Below are 15,451 nucleotides of genomic sequence, written 5' to 3'. Positions count from 1 at the left end.
CGTGACCGGCCTCGCCCGGCCGCCCCGGCTGCGGCCGGGCGACCGGGTCGCGGTGATCGCCCCCAGCGGCCCGATCGCCCCCGAACGCCTGGACGGCGGCCTCGACATCCTGCGCGGCTGGGGTCTCGACCCGGTCGCCGGGCCGCACGCCGCCGGGAGGCACGCCACCCTGCACCACCTCGCGGCGGACGACACCCGGCGGGCCGCCGACCTCCAGCGCGCCTGGTGCGATCCGGGCGTCGCCGCGGTGTTCGCCGCCCGCGGCGGTTACGGCGCCCAGCGGATGGTCGACCTGCTCGACTGGGACGCCATCCGGGCCGCCGCCCCCAAGCCCCTCATCGGCTTCAGCGATGTGACGGTCCTTCAGGAGGCGTTCGCGGTCCGCGCGGGAGTGGTCTCCTTCTACGGCCCGGCCGTCGCGGGCGAGGTGTTCCTCAAGGACGAGCCGACCCGCGAGCAGTTGCGGCGCACGCTCTTCGCGCCGGAGACGGTACGCACCCTGGCGCCCGGGTCCACCACCGCGCTGGTGCCGGGGCGGGCCCGTGGCGTCACCCTCGGCGGCTGCCTGGCGATGCTCGCCTCCGAACTGGGCACCCCGCAGGCCCGCCCCGGCGCGGCGGGCGGGCTGCTGCTCCTGGAGGACGTGGCGGAGCCGCCGTACCGCATCGACCGGGCGCTGACCCAACTGCTGCGCGCGGGCTGGCTGGACGGCGTCGCGGGCATCGTCCTCGGCTCCTGGGCCCGCTGCGGCCCGTACCCCAAGGTGCGTGAGGTGCTGGCGGACCGTCTTGGCGGTCTGGGGGTGCCGGTCGTCGAGGAGTTCGGCTTCGGGCACGGCGACCGTGCGCTGACCGTCCCGCTGGGCGTCGCCGCCACGCTGGACGCCGACGCGGGAACGCTGACCCTGGACGGGCCGGCGCTGAGCTGAGCCGGGAGCGCGGCGGACGCTCCCGGGGCGCCTCCCGTGTGTGTCCGCTGCACCCCGCCCAATCGGCGTAACAACTCGTGTCCGCGTCGTTGACACGACTGTTGACCAGGACACACCATGAGCCCGCCCGTTACCGACTGGTCGGTACGACATGTCCTTGTGGAGGTCTTCGTGCCCAGCGTGTCCCGCGCAGTGTCCCGCGTCGTATCCCGCTCCGCTCTCCGCACGTCCCTGACCCTGCTGGCCACCACAGCCCTCGCCGCGCCGCTCCTGACGGCCACTCCGGCAGCCGCCGAGGCCGGGCAGTTCACCGTCACCGCGCTGAAAGTGACGGTGCGGGCAGGCGACCGCGACTGCACCGTCGACGCGGACCTCTACCGCCCCGCAGGCGTCGACGCCGCCCACCCGGCGCCCGCCGTGCTGACCACCAACGGCTTCGGCGGCAGCAAGGACGACGGCTCCACCGCGGCCACCGCCGGCGCGTTCGCCGCCCGCGGCTATGTCGCCCTGTCCTACTCCGGGCTCGGCTTCGGCAAGAGCGGCTGCCCGATCTCCCTGGACGACCCGCAGATCGACGGCAAGGCGGCGAGCGGGCTCATCGACTTCCTCGCCGGAACCCGCACCGCCGACGACGGCACCCGCGTCGACTTCGTCACCAAGGACGCCCCGCGCGACCCCCGCGTCGGCATGATCGGCGGCTCCTACGGCGGCGCGATCCAGATGGCCACCGCCGCCGTCGACCACCGCGTCGACGCGCTGGTCCCGCTCATCACCTGGAACGACCTCTCCTACTCCCTCGACCCCAACAACGCGGGCCGCACGCACGGGGTGAGCGGACCGCTGCCCGGCGCGTACAAGAAGGAGTGGACGGGCGGGTTCTTCCTGATAGGCGAGGCGCAGGGGCTGCTCAACCCGAGCCTTGACCCCTCCAGGATCGGCGGCGCCGGCTGTCTGCACTTCGTCGCCGACGCCTGCCGGACCAAGCGGCTGCTGGACTCCGGGCGCTACCCCGCGGACCGCACCGCGAAGATGCAGCGCTACGCGCGCAGCGTCTCGCCGGTCTCGTACCTGAAGTCGGTGAAGGCGCCGACCCTGCTCGTCCAGGGGCAGGCCGACACCCTCTTCAACCTCAACGAGGCAGCCGCCACCTACCGCACGCTCACCGCCCAGGGCACCGAGGCCAAGATGATCTGGCAGTCCTGGGGCCACAGCGGCGGCATGGCCGACCCGGCACCCGGCGAACTCGACCTGGGCAAGGGCAACTTGGACACCAGCTACGTCGGACAGCGGATCCTCGCCTGGTTCGACCGCTACCTGCACCACAAGACCGGCACCGACACCGGGCCCGCCTTCGCCTACTACCGCGACTGGGCGAGCGACGGCCCGGCGTACGGCACCGCGCCCGCCTTCCCCGCGGGCGGCAGCCGCAAGCTGTACCTCTCCGGCGACGGCAAGCTCGTCGACAACCGCAAGAAGGTCGCCCGCGGCAGCCGCGAATACCGCAACTGGCTGGTGCCCACCAGCCATTCGGAGAGTTCGCTGGCCGGCCTGCTCAAACTGCCCGACCCGGCGCCCTACGACATCAAGGGCACGTACCTGGACTGGACGTCCGAGCCGGTGACCGGCAAGCCGCTGGACGTGGTGGGCACCCCCAAGGCGACCCTGAAGGTCGTCTCGCCGAAGACCGAGCAGGTGCAGAACTCCCCGGACGCGGCCAACCGGCTGGTGCTGTTCGCCAAGCTCTACGACATCGCGCCGGACGGCAGCAAGACGCTGGTGCACCGGCTGGTGGCCCCGGCAAGGGTGCCCGACGTGACCCGGAAGTTCACCGTGCAGCTCCCGGGTCTCGTGCACCGCTACCTGCCGGGGCACCGGCTGCGCTTCGTCATCGCCGCGAGCGACGCCGCCTACACCGGCAACCGCGGCATCAAGCCGGTGACGGTCACCAGCGCGCCCGACGACACCGGCGTCATCGAACTCCCCGTCACTCAGGGGACGGTGGGGTAGGGCGCCGGAGCGCAGGGCCCGTCAGCCCTCGGCGACCTCGATCGCCTGCACCGGGCAGGCGCGGGCGGCCTCCCGCAGCAGCGGGTCGCCCGCGCCGTCCTCGCGCCCCGGCAGCAGCGCGCTGAAGCCGTCGTCGTCCTGGGTGAACACGCCGGGCGCCGTCAGGGCGCACTGCCCGGCGCCGATACAGACGTCCTTGTCGATGGTGATCCGCATCCCGGACCCCTTTCTTTCGGTCGGTCTCCCGGTGAACCACCGGGTCTCGTCAACAGGTTCCGCCGCGCTCACCAGGCCAGCGGAAGCTCCACCATGCCCTGGAGGGTGTCGCCCGGCTTGAACGGGATCTCCGCCGCGGGTACCGCGAGCCGCAGCTCCGGTATCCGGCGGAAGAGCGAGCGGAGCGCGATCTCCATCTCCGCGCGGGCGAGGTTCTGGCCCAGGCACTGGTGGATGCCGAACCCGAAGGCCACGTGGTGCCGGGCCGAACGGTTCAGGTCCAGTGCGTCCGGGTCCGCGTAGGCCGCCTCGTCGCGGTTGATCAGGGAGGTGGCCAGCATCACGCCGTCACCTGCCCGGATGGTCCGCCCGGCAATCTCGACGTCATCGGTCGCCACCCGCAGCAGCCCGTCGACGATGGACAGGAAGCGCAGCAACTCCTCGACCGCGGTCGGCATCAGACTGTCGTCGGACCTCAACTGCGCCAGCTGGTCCGGGTGTTCGAGCAGCGCGAAGGTGCCGAGCGAGATCATGTTCGCGGTCGTCTCGTGCCCGGCGATCAGCAGGATCATCGCCATCCTGACGAGTTCCTCGCGCTCCAGATCGCCGTTCTGCAGCCGCTCGGTGACCAGGTCGTCCAGCAGCCCCTCGCCCCGGTCCTTCTCCTTGCGGGCGAGCAGCTCGTCGAAGTACGCCTCCAACCGCAGCCGGGCGTCCGTCACTTCCTCCGCCGTACGGCCGCGCAGCATCCGGCGGGACTCCTCCTCGAAGAACTCGTGATCGCCGTAGGGCACACCGAGCAGCGCGCAGATCACCATGGAGGGAACGGGCAGCGCGAAGGCGGAGACCAGTTCGGCCGGCGGCCCCTGCGCGAGCATCCGGTCGATCAGCTCGTCGACGATCCGCTGGATCTCCGGCCGCATCGCGGCGATCCGCTTGACGCTGAAGCTCGGTATCAGCATCCGCCGCTGGGTGTTGTGCTCGGGGTCGTCCACCCCGACCAGCGGCGACCTGACCCGGCGGATCGCGGCGAACCGCTCGATCGGGACGGGGAACGCCGGGTTCTGCCGGTCCGACGACAGACGCGGGTCGACGAGCAGCGTCCGCGCTTCGGCGTGGCCGGTTACCGCCCATACCGCACGTCCGTCGTAAAAGGTGACCTTGGCCAGCGGGCCCTGCTCGCGCAGCGGCTGGTAGGAGGCCGGCGGGTGATAGGGGCAGGTCCGGTCCTGCGGGAAGGAAACGGCTTCGGACAAGAGGTGCCTCCCTGGTGAAGGGCCCGGTGTGCTCGGTGGTGGGGGGAGTCCGGGCGTGCTGCGGGTGGGGGGATCCGGTGGCGGGCCGCTGCGGCGTGGCCCCGCCGTGCCGATCTCCACTCCATGCCGCGCGCACCTCGATCGTCTACCCGCAGTTCGGCCATCTTCGGCCACCGTGCGGCATGTCCGGCCATGTACCGCCCTGTTGGGGCGGACGCGTCCACGAAAAGGGGTACGGATCCGGCCGCGCGGCATCCGCCCCGGCGCGACGGCGGCCGAACGGCCAGGCCCGCCCCGGTGGCCCCTGCTACCCACCGCCCGGCACCCGGTGCCACACTGCGCACATGGCGCAACGACACGGCAACGGGGGAACGGATCAGGTCTGGGCGGCGCTCGGCGGCGCACCGGAGCTGACGGAGCGGATCGTGTACGGCGGGCCGCCAGGACTGCTCCCGGCCCGGCTGCCGGTGCGGGCGCTGGCCCGCGCCACCGTCGCCGGCTGCGCGCTGGCCGCCGCCGAACTGGCCGCCCTGCGCACCGGCCGGCCGCTGCCCACGGTGCGGGTCGACGAGGGCGCGGTCGCCACCGCCTTCGTCAGCGAACGCCACCTGCGGATCGACGGCCGCGCCCCGTCCAGCTTCGCTCCCCTCTCCCGCTTCTGGCGCACCGCCGACGGCTGGGTGCGCACCCACGCCAACTACCCGCACCACCGCGACCGGCTGCTGCACGCGCTCGGCCTGCCACCCACCGTCCAACCCGCCGACGTCGAGGCCGAGTTCGCGGGGCGCAGGGCCGAGGAGATCCAGGAGACCGTGTACGCGGCGGGCGGGCTCGCGGTCGCCGCCCGCAGCCCGGAGGAGTGGGCCGCACACGGACAGGGCGCCACGGTGGCAACCCACCCGCTGCTCACCCGCCAGCACATCGGCCCGAGCGCCCCGCCGCGCCCGCTGCCCGCCCTGGCAGGCGATCCGCTGCTGCCCGCACAGGGCCTGCGGGTGCTCGACCTGACCCGGGTGATCGCGGGTCCTGTCGCCACCCGCACGCTCGCGCTGCTCGGCGCCGATGTGCTGCGCATCGACGCGCCGCAGCTGCCGGAGAGCCAGGACGCGCACAACGACACGGGTTTCGGGAAGCGCTCGACCACTCTCGACCTCGCCGCCCGCTCCGGCCGCGCCACCTTCGACGACCTGCTGGCCGACGCGGACGTGGTCGTGACCGGCTACCGTCCCGGCTGCCTCGACCGGTTCGGCCTGGCGCCCGAAGCGCTCGCCGAACGCCGCCCGGGGCTCGTCATCGCGCGGCTCTCCGCCTGGGGCGACGACGGCCCGTGGGGCGGACGCCGCGGCTTCGACAGCCTGGTGCAGGTGGCCTGCGGAATCGCCGCCGTCGAAGCGCACGAGGACGGCACCCCCGGCGCGCTGCCCGCCCAAGCACTCGACCACGGCACGGGCTACCTGCTGGCCGCCGCGGTCCTGCGCTCCCTCACCGAACAGGCCGGGCACGGCGGTTCGACGCTCACCACCCTCGCCCTGGCCCGCACCGCACACTGGCTCCTGCACGGCATCGCCGACCACGAGCCCGGCGGCACGGACCACGAACAGGGCCACGCGCCGGACGACCGCGCCACCGCGGCGCCCTACGACGCCGACCGCCACCTGAGCACCGTCGGCAGCCCGGCCGGCCGGCTGCGCCACGCCCTGTCACCGGTCGCGTTCGACGGCGGGCCCGCCACCTGGGCCACACCGCCGGGACGCTGCGGCTCGGACACTCCTGTGTGGCGCTGACCGCCCGCGCCGCACGGCCGTGCGGACCGGCGGCGCGACCCGGCCGGACCGCACCAGGACCTGGTCAGCGGCGTACGGATCTCCGTACGATCGGCCGATGATCACCGATCGCTACCTCGCGCAGGGCCCCCGGGCGGGCATCAGGCCGTTCACCCCGGAGGACCGGGAAGAGTTCACCCGGCGGGCACAGGAGAGCGCCGCCCTGCACCGGCCGTGGCTGTTCCCGCCGTCCGACACCGCCGGGTACGACGCCTACCTGGCGAAACTCCAGGAGCCGGTGCGCGAGGGCTACCTGATCTGCGCGTGCGACGACGGCGCGCTGGCCGGCTACCTCACGATCAACAACATCGTGCACGGCGGCTTCCGGTGCGGCGCGATCGGCTACGGCGCCTTCGCGCACGCCGCCGGGCGCGGTCTGATGACCGAGGGCCTGCACCTCGTCCTGCGGCACGCCTTCGACGTGCTCGGGCTGCACCGCCTGGAGGCCAACATCCAGCCGGGCAACGAGCGTTCCCTCGCTCTGGTCCGGCGCGCCGGCTTCCGCCTTGAGGGCTTCTCGCCCGACTTCCTCTTCATCGACGGGACCTGGCGCGATCACGAGCGCTGGGCGCTCACCAGCGAAATGCTCTGACGCCGGGGCTGGTTCAGGGCTGCGCCAGGTAGCCGGCGAGGGCGCTGCGGCTGCGCCGGAGGCCGTCGATCCGCTCGTCCGCGGCCCGCAACTCCCGCTCCAGGGTGGCCCGCAGGTCGGGGCACCACTCGAACCACGGCCCCTCGCCCCGGACGCAGGGCAGCACCGAACGGATCACCGCGGTGGGCAGCCCCGCCTCCAGCAGGGCACGCACCTGCCGCACCCTGACCAGCGAGTCCTCGTCGTAGGTGCGGTAGCCGTTCGGGCCGCGCCGGGTGTCGAGCAGCCCCTGTTCCTCGTAGTACCGCAGCAGCCGCGGACTGACTCCGCTGCGCCGGGACAACTCACCGATCAGCATCCGACCGCCCCCATCCGAGCTTGACCTTCCCACCGATGTGAACCTTTAACGTCGCGTCATGACCGAAACATTCCAGGTCGACGGCGCGCCGCCGGCCGACACCCGCTCGTTCCTCTTCGTCCTCGGCAGCTCACGCGCCGACGGCAACACCGAGACCCTCGCACGGGCCGCCGCCGGGCAACTGCCCACCGGGATACCGCAGCGCTGGGTGGACCTGGCCGGGCTGCCGCTGCCCGACTTCCAGGACGGACGGCACGAGAGGGACGCCACGCCGGGCGGGGAGAACGAGGAGGTGCTGCGGCAGGCCACCCGCGAGGCCACCGACATCGTCATCGCCTCGCCCCTGTACTGGTACACGCTCTCCGCGCAGACCAAGCGCTACCTCGACTACTGGTCGGGCTGGCTGACGGTGCCGGGCTCGGACTTCAAGGAGCGGATGGCGGGCCGGACCCTGTGGGGGGTGACGGTCATGGCGGACCACGACGAGGCCGTCGCCGACGGGCTGGTGACCACCCTCCGCCACACGGCCGCGTACCTGGGGATGCGCTTCGGCGGGGTGCTGTTCGGCAACGGCTCCCGGCCGGGACAGGTGCGGGACGACCAGCGCGCGGAGCTGCGCGCCAAGACCTTCTTCCAGCAGGAGGCGCCGTTCGCCCGGTTCCCGCACGAGGCGGGGGAGGGTGCGCGGTAGCCGACCGGCCGGGGGCGGTGCGCGCCGGTGCAGCACAGTGGACGCATGGCAATCGTCTTTCACCGCACCGTGCCCGTCCTGCGCATCTTCGACGTGGCCACGGCGCACGAGTTCTACGTCGGCTACCTGGGCTGCGCCGTCGACTGGGAACACCGCTTCGAGCCCGGCATGCCGCTGTACACCCAGGTCTCGCGCGGCGGCCTCGTGCTGCATCTGTCCGAGCACCACGGGGACGCCACGCCGGGCTCCGGGCTGTACCTGGAGCTGACCGGCGTCCGCGAACTCCACGCCGAACTGGCGGCCAAGAACTACCCGTACCTCAGGCCGGGGCTGGACCACGACGAGACCGGGACCACGCTGACCCTGACTGACCCGTTCGGCAACCGGCTGCGCTTCACCGAACCCGACGGCGGCGCATGACGGCCGGGCGGGCCCGCGGCCTTCCGCGCCGGTCCGCCGGGGCGGAAGGCCGGACGCCCGTCAGCCCAGCGGCTTGTCGAGCACCGCCTTGGTGTGGCTGAAGGTGTCGAGCGAGTACTCGCCGTGGTACCGCCCCATGCCGCTCTCGCCGACGCCGCCGAACGGCAGGCCGGGCGCCGCGAGATGGGCGACCGGCAGGCCGAAGCCGAGCGCGCCGGACGAGGTCTCGGCCAGCAGCCGGCGCTTGGTCTCGTCGGATCCGGTGAAGGCGTACAGCGCCAGCGGCTTGTCGCGTGCGTTGATGAAGGCGATCGCCGCGTCCAGGTCGGGTACGGACACGATCGGCAGGATCGGGCCGAAGATCTCCTCCTGCATCACGGGGGCATCGGCGGTGACATCGGCGAGCACGGTGGGCGCCAGGTAGCGGGCGGCGCGGTCGTGGCCGCCGCCGATGACCGTACGGCCGCTGCCGAGGAGGCCGGTGAGCCGGTCGAAGTGCCGTTCGTTGACGATCCGTCCGTACTCCGCGGTGGCCGCCGGATCGGTGCCGTAGGCGTCGGTCACCGCCGCGGCGAGATGCGGTTCGATGGCGCCGGCGGTGTCGCCGACGGCCAGGACGTAGTCGGGGGCGACGCAGGTCTGGCCGGCGTTCTGGAACTTGCCGGCGACGATCCGCCGGGCCACCGTCGCCAGGTCGGTGCCCTCGTCCACGACAGCGGGGCTCTTGCCGCCCAACTCCAGGGTGACCGGCGTCAGATGGCGGGCCGCCGCGGTCATCACGATCCGTCCCACGGTGCCGTTGCCGGTGTAGAAGATGTGGTCGAAGCGCTGCTCCAGGAGGGCGGTGGTCTCCGGGACCGCGCCCTCGACGACGGCCACCGCCGCGTCGTCCAGATGGCGCGGCAGCAGCCTGGCGAGCGCCGCCGAGGTGGCGGGCGCCAGCTCGCTGGGCTTGACGACGGCGCAGTTGCCCGCGGCCAGCGCGCCGACCAGCGGGGCCAGGGCGAGGTGCAGCGGATAGTTCCAGGGGGCGATCACCAGGACCACGCCGAGCGGCTCGCGGACCACCTGGCCGACCGCGGGCAGCAGCCGGTCGGGGAGCGCGGCGGGGCGGGGCGCCAGCCAGGCGTCGAGGTGGGCGAGGGTGTGGTCGATCTCGTTGACGGTGGAGGCGATCTCGGTGCGGTACGCCTCCTGGGGGCCCTTGCCGAGGTCGTCGGCGAGGGCCGCGAGCAGCACGTCGCTGTTCTCGGTGAGCAGTTCGCGCAGGGCGGTGAGCTGGCCGCGGCGCCAGGCGGTGGAGGCGGTGCGGCGGGCGGCGAAGGTCGTACGGAGGCGGTCGACGAGGGCGGCGGCGCCGGAGACGGGGGTGAGGGTGTCGGTGGTCATGGCTTCGACCCTACTTGAAACGAAACGCTTTCGTTTCGTATGTTTCGCGGCTAGAATCCGGATGTGGCAGAACACACCGACAGCGCCTCGACCCCTCGGAGCGCATCCGTCGCCCGCGGCCGTCCCCGGGACGCGGGCCGCGACCGCGCGCTCCTGGAGGCCACCGTCGAGGTGCTCCAGGAGTGCGGCTACGGACGGCTGACCACCGCGGCGGTCGCCAAGCGCGCCGGGGTCTCCACGGCCACCCTCTACCGCCGCTGGCGCTCCAAGGAGGATCTCGTCGTCGGCACCGCCGTGCGCTGGGCCGCCGACCTCGGCCCGCAGCCCGACACCGGCACCCTGGAGGGCGACCTCGCCTCGCTGCTGCGCGACAAGGCCGGGACGCTGGAAGGCCCCGGCGGGCGGCTGCTGCACGTCCTGATCGGCGAATCCGCGCACAATGCCGTCCTGGCGCGGGTCCTGGACACCGCCATCGTCCAGCCGGTGCGCGACCGCGCGGCGACCGTCGTGCGCCGGGCCGTCGGCCGCGGCGACATCCCGCCGCTCGACGACGCGCACGTACTCGCCGACCTGGTCGTCGGCTCGATGGTCAGCCGGCTCTTCCTCACCCCGGCGCCTGACCCGGCGTCCGGTGCGGCGGACGGGCCCGCGGCGGGCCCGCCGCGGGCGCCGACCTCGGGCGAGGCGATGACCCGGGAACTGCTGCCGTTCCTGTTGCGGGCGCTGGGCGCCCGCACCGCCTGAGCGCAGCCGCCCGACGGCGGCGCAGGACCGCCGGGGCGGCCCCGGTCAGACGTCCTGTTGGCGGTCGATGTACTCGAAGATCGAACCGTCCGGGTGCCGGGCGACCAGATTGCGGCCGATGGGGGTCGCCAGCGGGCCCGCGATGATGTCCGCGCCCACCGCCCGGAGATCCGCCACGGCCTCGTCCACGTCCTTGACCGCTATCGTCGCGGTGACCTTCCGCAGCACCGAGAGTTCCGCCTCGGGGCCGCTCATCAGGAAGAAGCAGCCGACGGCCGCCACCGCGACGCCGCCGCGCTGGAAGCGCAGGGCTTCCGCGCCGGTCAGGCGTTCGTAGACGCCGATGGCCGAGTCGAGATCGCCGACGCACACGCGCAATGAGGTCCCCAGAATATCCATATGGGGAAGGGTAGTTGAGGGGGTGGCAGGTGTGCGATCAGTTGGTGGTGATCATCCCTGCGGGGGAACGGAAGGCGCCGGCCGCCGCCCTCACACCCGGCAGAGGATCTCGCCGTGCAGCACGGAGAACCAGCCGTCCTCATCGGCGCCCCACGCGCGCCAGGCCCGTGCGGCGGCCGTCAGTTCCTCCGGTGTGGCGTGGCCGCCGTCCACCGCGAGCCGCGCGTAGTCCGACGAGACCGTGCGGTCCGCCCACAGTCCGCTCCACCAACTGCGCTCCTGCGGCGTGTGGTAGCACCAGGTGCCCGTCGTCACGGTGACGGATTCCGCGGCGAAGCCGGCCTGCCTGGCCCAGGCGTGCAGCCGGCGCCCGGCGTCCGGCTCGCCGCCGTTGGCGCGGGTCACCCGCAGGTACAGCCGCAGCCAGTCGTCCATCCCGTCGACCTCGGGGTACCAGGTCATGGCCGAGTAGTCCGCGTCGCGTACGGCCACGATGCCGCCCGGCTTGGTGACCCGGCGCATCTCGCGCAGGGCCTGGACCGGGTCGCCCACGTGCTGGAGCACCTGGTGGGCGTGGGTCACGCAGAAGGTGTCGTCGGGGTAGTCCAGGGAGTGGACGTCGCCGGCCTCGAAACGGACGTTGGTCAGCCCCCGGCCGTGGGCCGTGGCGCGGGCCTGCTCCAGGATGTCGGGCGCGTACTCCAGACCCGTGACGTGGCCGTCGGGCACCAGCTCCGCCAGGTCTGCGGTGATGGTGCCGGGGCCGCAGCCGATGTCCAGCACCTTCATGTGCGGACGGAGCGAACTCAGCAGGTATCCCGCCGAGTTGGCGGCGGTGCGCCAGGTGTGCGAGCGCAGTACGGACTCGTGGTGGCCGTGCGTGTAGACGGCGGTTTCCTGCGGCATGGCCGGCTCCTTCGTGTCTGGCGGCGTACCGGCGCCGCTGCGGACGGCGCCGGTACGCCGGGGCCCGCACCGTCCGCGTGCGGGAGCCCTCGGCGTGATCGGTTCACGGTACGCCGCAATCTCGGATCATGAGAGTTGCATCTCAGGATTCGGGCAGCAGGCGGTAGACCGTCAGCGCCTCGTTCTCCTTCTCCAGGGTCAACCCGCCGGGCGATGTGGTCACTTCACCGTCGAACGCGAGATCCGTACCGTCCGGCAGGCCGTCGATCCGCAGCCTGCGCAGCCGCGCCTCGCCGAGCACGGGAGAGGAGCGCGGGGTGCCCGTCAGCGCCGCCGCCAGCAGCCTGGTGCGGGCCAGCCGGCCGCCCCGCACCACCCGCACATCGAGCACGCCGTCGGCCAGGTCGTGCCGCCGTACCGGGGTCAGACCGAGGCCGCGGTAGGCGCAGTTGCCGACGAACAGCATCCACAACTCCCGCTTGCGGCCGTTCACTTCGGCCTCCACCGGCTGCGCCGTCCGCAGCACCTGCCAGGCGGCGAGCACCCCGGCGGGCCAGGCGCCGATCCGGCCCGCCCACTGCTCCCTGATCCGCACCAGCTCCGGATAGGCCCCGATGGAGAAGGTGTTGAGGAAGTACTGGCCCTCCCGGTGCGGCCCGGCCCGGAAACGCGCCAGGTCCACCGCCACCGCCTCGCCACGCTCCACCGCCCGCGCCGCGTCGGCGACGCTCTCGATGCCCAGGTCGTAGGCGAAGTGGTTGTGCGTGCCGCCGGGCAGCACCACCAGCGGCAGGCCGTGCCTGACCGCGACGGCCGCCGCCGCGTTGACCGTGCCGTCGCCGCCCAGCACCCCCAGGGCGCCGCCCTGCCGCGCGGCGCTCTCCGCCGCCTCCTCCAGCGCCTTGTCCAGCGTCGTGGCGTCCGGCCCGCCGCAGGTCACCACGTCGGCGTGCGGCAGCGCACCGTGCACCTCCTGGGACCGGTCGGGACGGGTCTCGCCGCGCTGCCCCGACCCCTGGTTGGCGACCACGGTCAGGCCGCGCCCGCCGGGCAGCGCCGGGGCGTCGGCGCGCGGCCTGGCGGGCGGCGCCAACTGGGCCCTGGTCGGCGCCAGACCGCGCACCGCGAACGCCGCCCCGGCGCCCAGCGCGGCGCCCGCCAGCACATCGCCCGGATAGTGCACGCCCGTGTAGACGCGGGAGAACGCCACCGAAGCGGCGAGCGGCGCCAGCGCAAGACCCCACCACTTGTTCTCGAAGGCGACGCCGGTGGCGAAGGCGACCGCCGACGCCGCGTGCCCCGACGGGAAGGACGAGGTGACGGGCTGACGGCGCACCTGCCGTATGACGGGCACCGCGTCCAGCAGGGGGCGCGCCCGCCGCACCGAGCGCTTGCCGAGCGTGTTCACCGTCGCCGACGCCACCGCGAGGGAGGCGGCGCCGCGCAGCGCGGCCCGGCGGGCGGGGCGGCCACCGAGCGCGGCGGCACCCGCCGCGATGCCGAACCACAGCAGCCCGTGGTCGGCGCCGCGGGTCAGACGGGGCAGCACCTGCTGGGCACCGGGCCACTCGCGGGAGGCGATGGTGCGGAAGAGCCGCAGGTCGAGTCGGTTCAGGAGCGTGTGCATGCGCCCTCTTGTACCCCAACCCGGCGGCAACAGGCAGGAACCGGACACGGTGCGTGCCGACGTCCCGCGCAACCGGAAGCGGCCGTACCTCGGGCCACCGGAAAACCGGTTGCCGCCGTGTCCTGCTGTGCTTGCATGCCCGGGTGATCAGGAAACGGAACGACACCGACCTCGACGCCTGCGCCGCGGTCCTGGCCGACGTGCACACGCACAGCGGCTATCCGCACCACTGGCCCGCCGACCCGGTGCGCTGGCTCACCCCTGAGGGGCTCACCGACGCCTGGGTCGCCGATGACGGCGGCACCGTCGTCGGCCACACCGCCCTGTGCGGCCACGAGGTCAGCCGCCTCTACGTCGGCCCCGCCGCCCGCGGCCAGGGCATCGGCGGTCGCCTGCTGCGCGCCGCCCAGGAAGCGGCCGGGGCCCGCGGACTGCGGCTGGTCCTGGAGGTGAAGAGCACCGACCGCGCGGCCGTCGCCCTCTACGAGCGGCACGGCTGGCTCCGCACCGGCACCGAGCGGCAGGAGTGGGGACCGGGCGAGCAGGTCACGGTGCACCGGTACGAGGCGCCCGCCCCGTAGCGCGGGACGCCGCCTCCGCCCCGCCCCGGCCGTCGTACGCACGAGCGACCCCCATGCCCCATACGGCCCCGCCGCACCGGGCCGGTACGCCGCCGGGCGCGCTCCGCTGACGTGTCGAACCGCCGCCACCCCCGCGATCTGCCAAGGTGGGCGAGGCGTGATTCATGTGATGGGCCCACGAACACCGGCCGGGGCCCCGCCCGCCGCACCGGGCCGCGGCCGGCCGCCGCAGGCCCCGGCCGGCCGTCGTGCAATGTGGAGGTACGGATGCAGCGGACCGCCCCGGAGCCGGACGTGCCGGCCGGCTTCCCGGTGCTGCCCGAACTCGCCGCCCACCTCGCCGCGGCGGCCGACCGCGCAGGACCCGAACCCGCGGGCGGCTCCTGCACACTGCGCGCGGCGGCGGCCGGCTACTGGGAACGCCGCGGCCTGGCCACCGACCCCGGCCACCTCCTCGCCGCCCCCGGCGCGCCCGCCCTGCTGCTGGCGCTGTACGCGGCGGCCGACGGCGCCGTGGTGCTGCCGCGGCCCTGCGCCGAGTGGTACGCGCCGCCCGCCCGGCTGCTGGGGCGGCCGGTGCACCTCGCGCCGGTGCCCGCCGAATCGGGCGGCGCGCCCGATCCGTTCGCGTTCCTGGAGACCGTGCGCAGGGCCCGCATGCAGGGCGAGACGCCCCGGGTCCTGGTGCTCTCCGTCGCCGACGACCCGACCGGCAGCTGCCCGCCGCCCGAGCAGCTGCACGAGGTCTGTGAGGCGGCGGCGGGCGAGGGGATGTGGGTGATCAGCGACGAGTCGCGCCGCGACCTGCTGCACGACCCGCACGACACCGTGCTGCTCAGCCCCGCCGAGATGCTGCCGGACGAGGTCGTGGTCCTGACCGACCTGCGGCCCGCCCTCGTCCCCGCCTCCTGGCCCGCGGCGGTGGCCCGCTTCCCCGCCACCGCCCGCGGCACCGCGCTGCGCGCCGCCGCTCACGACGCGCTGGCCGCCGTGGGCACCCCGCTCCCGGCGCCGCTGGCCGGAGCAGTCGGCCACGCCCTGGCCGAACCCGACGCCGTACGCGCCCGCACCATGACGGTCGCCCGGGTGTACGGCGCCCTCGCCGCCGCGCTCCACCGCGTCCTCGCGGCGGCCGGTGCGCTCTGCCGCCCGCCGCGCTCGGGCAGCCACCTCTACGCCGACCTCGATCCGCTGCGCCGCCCGCTCGCCGCCGCGGGAATCGGCGAACCGGCGGATCTGGAGCGGGAGTTGCGGGCCTGGTCGGCGCGGGCCGGGCGGCGTTTCGGGGACGACCCGGGCGCGCTGCGGGTGCGGCTGGGCGCCGAGGCGCTGCTCGGCGCCGACCCGGAGCTGCGCCGGCGCGTCCTGGACGTGCCCGACCCGCTCGAACTGCCGCAGATCGCCGAGGCGTTGACCGGCCTCTCGGACGCCCTGGCCGCCCTCACCGCGCGCGGCGGCTGACCGCCCCGGCCGCCCGCCGCCATCCCCTGGCCCGACTCCCCGGCTCAGTCCCC

The 15,451-nt window shown here is 74.2% G+C and carries 16 protein-coding genes; 9 read left to right on the top strand and 7 right to left on the bottom strand.

The window, feature by feature from the left end; genetic code table 11:
* The first annotated feature begins 1 nt into the window (after position 1).
* A complete protein-coding gene (locus ACIBK8_RS18410) occupies positions 2 to 928 on the top strand; it encodes an LD-carboxypeptidase (protein ID WP_399043013.1) in 927 nt (308 codons plus the stop codon).
* A 117-nt stretch (positions 929 to 1,045) separates the two neighbouring features.
* On the top strand, positions 1,046 to 2,935 hold the full coding sequence (locus tag ACIBK8_RS18405) for a CocE/NonD family hydrolase (protein WP_399042901.1): 1,890 nt from the start codon (positions 1,046 to 1,048) through the stop codon (positions 2,933 to 2,935).
* 21 nt (positions 2,936 to 2,956) lie between these two features.
* Here the strand turns inward: ACIBK8_RS18405 and ACIBK8_RS18400 are convergent, their stop codons facing one another.
* Together ACIBK8_RS18400 and ACIBK8_RS18395 are read right to left on the bottom strand one after the other, a co-directional pair.
* Positions 2,957 to 3,151: a ferredoxin gene (locus ACIBK8_RS18400; RefSeq protein WP_393681885.1), complete on the bottom strand. Its 195-nt coding sequence runs from the start codon at positions 3,149 to 3,151 to the stop codon at positions 2,957 to 2,959.
* Positions 3,152 to 3,219: 68 nt separating this feature from the next.
* On the bottom strand, positions 3,220 to 4,407 hold the full coding sequence (locus ACIBK8_RS18395) for a cytochrome P450 (RefSeq protein ID WP_399042898.1): 1,188 nt from the start codon (positions 4,405 to 4,407) through the stop codon (positions 3,220 to 3,222).
* A 344-nt stretch (positions 4,408 to 4,751) separates the two neighbouring features.
* Between ACIBK8_RS18395 and ACIBK8_RS18390 the strand changes: the two genes are divergently transcribed.
* The gene (locus tag ACIBK8_RS18390) at positions 4,752 to 6,191 is read left to right on the top strand and encodes a CoA transferase (protein ID WP_399042897.1); all 1,440 of its coding nucleotides are present in this window, start codon (positions 4,752 to 4,754) and stop codon (positions 6,189 to 6,191) included.
* Between the two features lie 97 nt (positions 6,192 to 6,288).
* Positions 6,289 to 6,822 carry a GNAT family N-acetyltransferase gene (locus ACIBK8_RS18385; RefSeq protein ID WP_399042896.1) on the top strand — a complete coding sequence of 178 codons (534 nt, stop codon included), beginning with the start codon at positions 6,289 to 6,291 and terminating at the stop codon, positions 6,820 to 6,822.
* Between the two features lie 13 nt (positions 6,823 to 6,835).
* Here the strand turns inward: ACIBK8_RS18385 and ACIBK8_RS18380 are convergent, their stop codons facing one another.
* Complete coding sequence (locus ACIBK8_RS18380) at positions 6,836 to 7,180, bottom strand: MerR family transcriptional regulator (protein ID WP_393681878.1); 345 nt, start codon at positions 7,178 to 7,180, stop codon at positions 6,836 to 6,838.
* A 58-nt stretch (positions 7,181 to 7,238) separates the two neighbouring features.
* Here ACIBK8_RS18380 and ACIBK8_RS18375 point away from each other — a divergent pair, with 58 nt between their 5' ends.
* Positions 7,239 to 7,871 carry a flavodoxin family protein gene (locus ACIBK8_RS18375; protein WP_399042895.1) on the top strand — a complete coding sequence of 211 codons (633 nt, stop codon included), beginning with the start codon at positions 7,239 to 7,241 and terminating at the stop codon, positions 7,869 to 7,871.
* 45 nt (positions 7,872 to 7,916) lie between these two features.
* Positions 7,917 to 8,291 carry a glyoxalase superfamily protein gene (locus tag ACIBK8_RS18370; protein WP_399042894.1) on the top strand — a complete coding sequence of 125 codons (375 nt, stop codon included), beginning with the start codon at positions 7,917 to 7,919 and terminating at the stop codon, positions 8,289 to 8,291.
* Positions 8,292 to 8,351: 60 nt separating this feature from the next.
* On the opposite strand, the gene ACIBK8_RS18365 is transcribed toward ACIBK8_RS18370, so the two are convergent.
* Positions 8,352 to 9,680: an aldehyde dehydrogenase family protein gene (locus ACIBK8_RS18365; RefSeq protein WP_399042893.1), complete on the bottom strand. Its 1,329-nt coding sequence runs from the start codon at positions 9,678 to 9,680 to the stop codon at positions 8,352 to 8,354.
* 63 nt (positions 9,681 to 9,743) lie between these two features.
* Between ACIBK8_RS18365 and ACIBK8_RS18360 the strand changes: the two genes are divergently transcribed.
* The gene (locus tag ACIBK8_RS18360) at positions 9,744 to 10,424 is read left to right on the top strand and encodes a TetR/AcrR family transcriptional regulator (RefSeq protein WP_399042892.1); all 681 of its coding nucleotides are present in this window, start codon (positions 9,744 to 9,746) and stop codon (positions 10,422 to 10,424) included.
* A 45-nt stretch (positions 10,425 to 10,469) separates the two neighbouring features.
* On the opposite strand, the gene ACIBK8_RS18355 is transcribed toward ACIBK8_RS18360, so the two are convergent.
* The 3 genes from ACIBK8_RS18355 to ACIBK8_RS18345 all read right to left on the bottom strand — a co-directional run bounded on the left by ACIBK8_RS18355 (position 10,470) and on the right by ACIBK8_RS18345 (position 13,356).
* Positions 10,470 to 10,823, bottom strand: a complete 354-nt coding sequence (locus ACIBK8_RS18355; protein WP_399042891.1) for a VOC family protein — start codon at positions 10,821 to 10,823, stop codon at positions 10,470 to 10,472.
* A 90-nt stretch (positions 10,824 to 10,913) separates the two neighbouring features.
* On the bottom strand, positions 10,914 to 11,729 hold the full coding sequence (locus ACIBK8_RS18350; protein ID WP_399042890.1) for a class I SAM-dependent methyltransferase: 816 nt from the start codon (positions 11,727 to 11,729) through the stop codon (positions 10,914 to 10,916).
* A 142-nt stretch (positions 11,730 to 11,871) separates the two neighbouring features.
* Positions 11,872 to 13,356 carry a bifunctional phosphatase PAP2/diacylglycerol kinase family protein gene (locus ACIBK8_RS18345; RefSeq protein WP_399042888.1) on the bottom strand — a complete coding sequence of 495 codons (1,485 nt, stop codon included), beginning with the start codon at positions 13,354 to 13,356 and terminating at the stop codon, positions 11,872 to 11,874.
* 143 nt (positions 13,357 to 13,499) lie between these two features.
* Here ACIBK8_RS18345 and ACIBK8_RS18340 point away from each other — a divergent pair, with 143 nt between their 5' ends.
* Entirely contained in the window at positions 13,500 to 13,937 is a 438-nt protein-coding gene (locus ACIBK8_RS18340) for a GNAT family N-acetyltransferase (RefSeq protein ID WP_399042887.1), read from the top strand.
* Between the two features lie 267 nt (positions 13,938 to 14,204).
* Entirely contained in the window at positions 14,205 to 15,398 is a 1,194-nt protein-coding gene (locus ACIBK8_RS18335; protein ID WP_399042886.1) for an aminotransferase class I/II-fold pyridoxal phosphate-dependent enzyme, read from the top strand.
* The last annotated feature ends 53 nt before the right edge of the window (positions 15,399 to 15,451 follow it).

It is taken from the genome of Streptomyces sp. NPDC050161 (assembly GCF_044460025.1).
Classification (GTDB): Bacteria; Actinomycetota; Actinomycetes; order Streptomycetales; family Streptomycetaceae; genus Streptomyces.
The sequence above is the reverse complement of the archived record's forward strand: the minus strand, read 5'-3'. Positions and strand labels throughout refer to the sequence as shown.

Coding starts and splice junctions, on each gene's coding strand:
- ACIBK8_RS18345 (WP_399042888.1), bottom strand. CDS start 13,356: ATGCACACGCTCCTGAACCGACTCGACCTGCGGCTCTTCCGCACCATC.
- ACIBK8_RS18405 (WP_399042901.1), top strand. CDS start 1,046: ATGAGCCCGCCCGTTACCGACTGGTCGGTACGACATGTCCTTGTGGAG.
- ACIBK8_RS18375 (WP_399042895.1), top strand. CDS start 7,239: ATGACCGAAACATTCCAGGTCGACGGCGCGCCGCCGGCCGACACCCGC.
- ACIBK8_RS18365 (WP_399042893.1), bottom strand. CDS start 9,680: ATGACCACCGACACCCTCACCCCCGTCTCCGGCGCCGCCGCCCTCGTC.
- ACIBK8_RS18390 (WP_399042897.1), top strand. CDS start 4,752: ATGGCGCAACGACACGGCAACGGGGGAACGGATCAGGTCTGGGCGGCG.
- ACIBK8_RS18350 (WP_399042890.1), bottom strand. CDS start 11,729: ATGCCGCAGGAAACCGCCGTCTACACGCACGGCCACCACGAGTCCGTA.
- ACIBK8_RS18370 (WP_399042894.1), top strand. CDS start 7,917: ATGGCAATCGTCTTTCACCGCACCGTGCCCGTCCTGCGCATCTTCGAC.
- ACIBK8_RS18400 (WP_393681885.1), bottom strand. CDS start 3,151: ATGCGGATCACCATCGACAAGGACGTCTGTATCGGCGCCGGGCAGTGC.
- ACIBK8_RS18385 (WP_399042896.1), top strand. CDS start 6,289: ATGATCACCGATCGCTACCTCGCGCAGGGCCCCCGGGCGGGCATCAGG.
- ACIBK8_RS18355 (WP_399042891.1), bottom strand. CDS start 10,823: ATGGATATTCTGGGGACCTCATTGCGCGTGTGCGTCGGCGATCTCGAC.
- ACIBK8_RS18380 (WP_393681878.1), bottom strand. CDS start 7,180: ATGCTGATCGGTGAGTTGTCCCGGCGCAGCGGAGTCAGTCCGCGGCTG.
- ACIBK8_RS18335 (WP_399042886.1), top strand. CDS start 14,205: ATGCAGCGGACCGCCCCGGAGCCGGACGTGCCGGCCGGCTTCCCGGTG.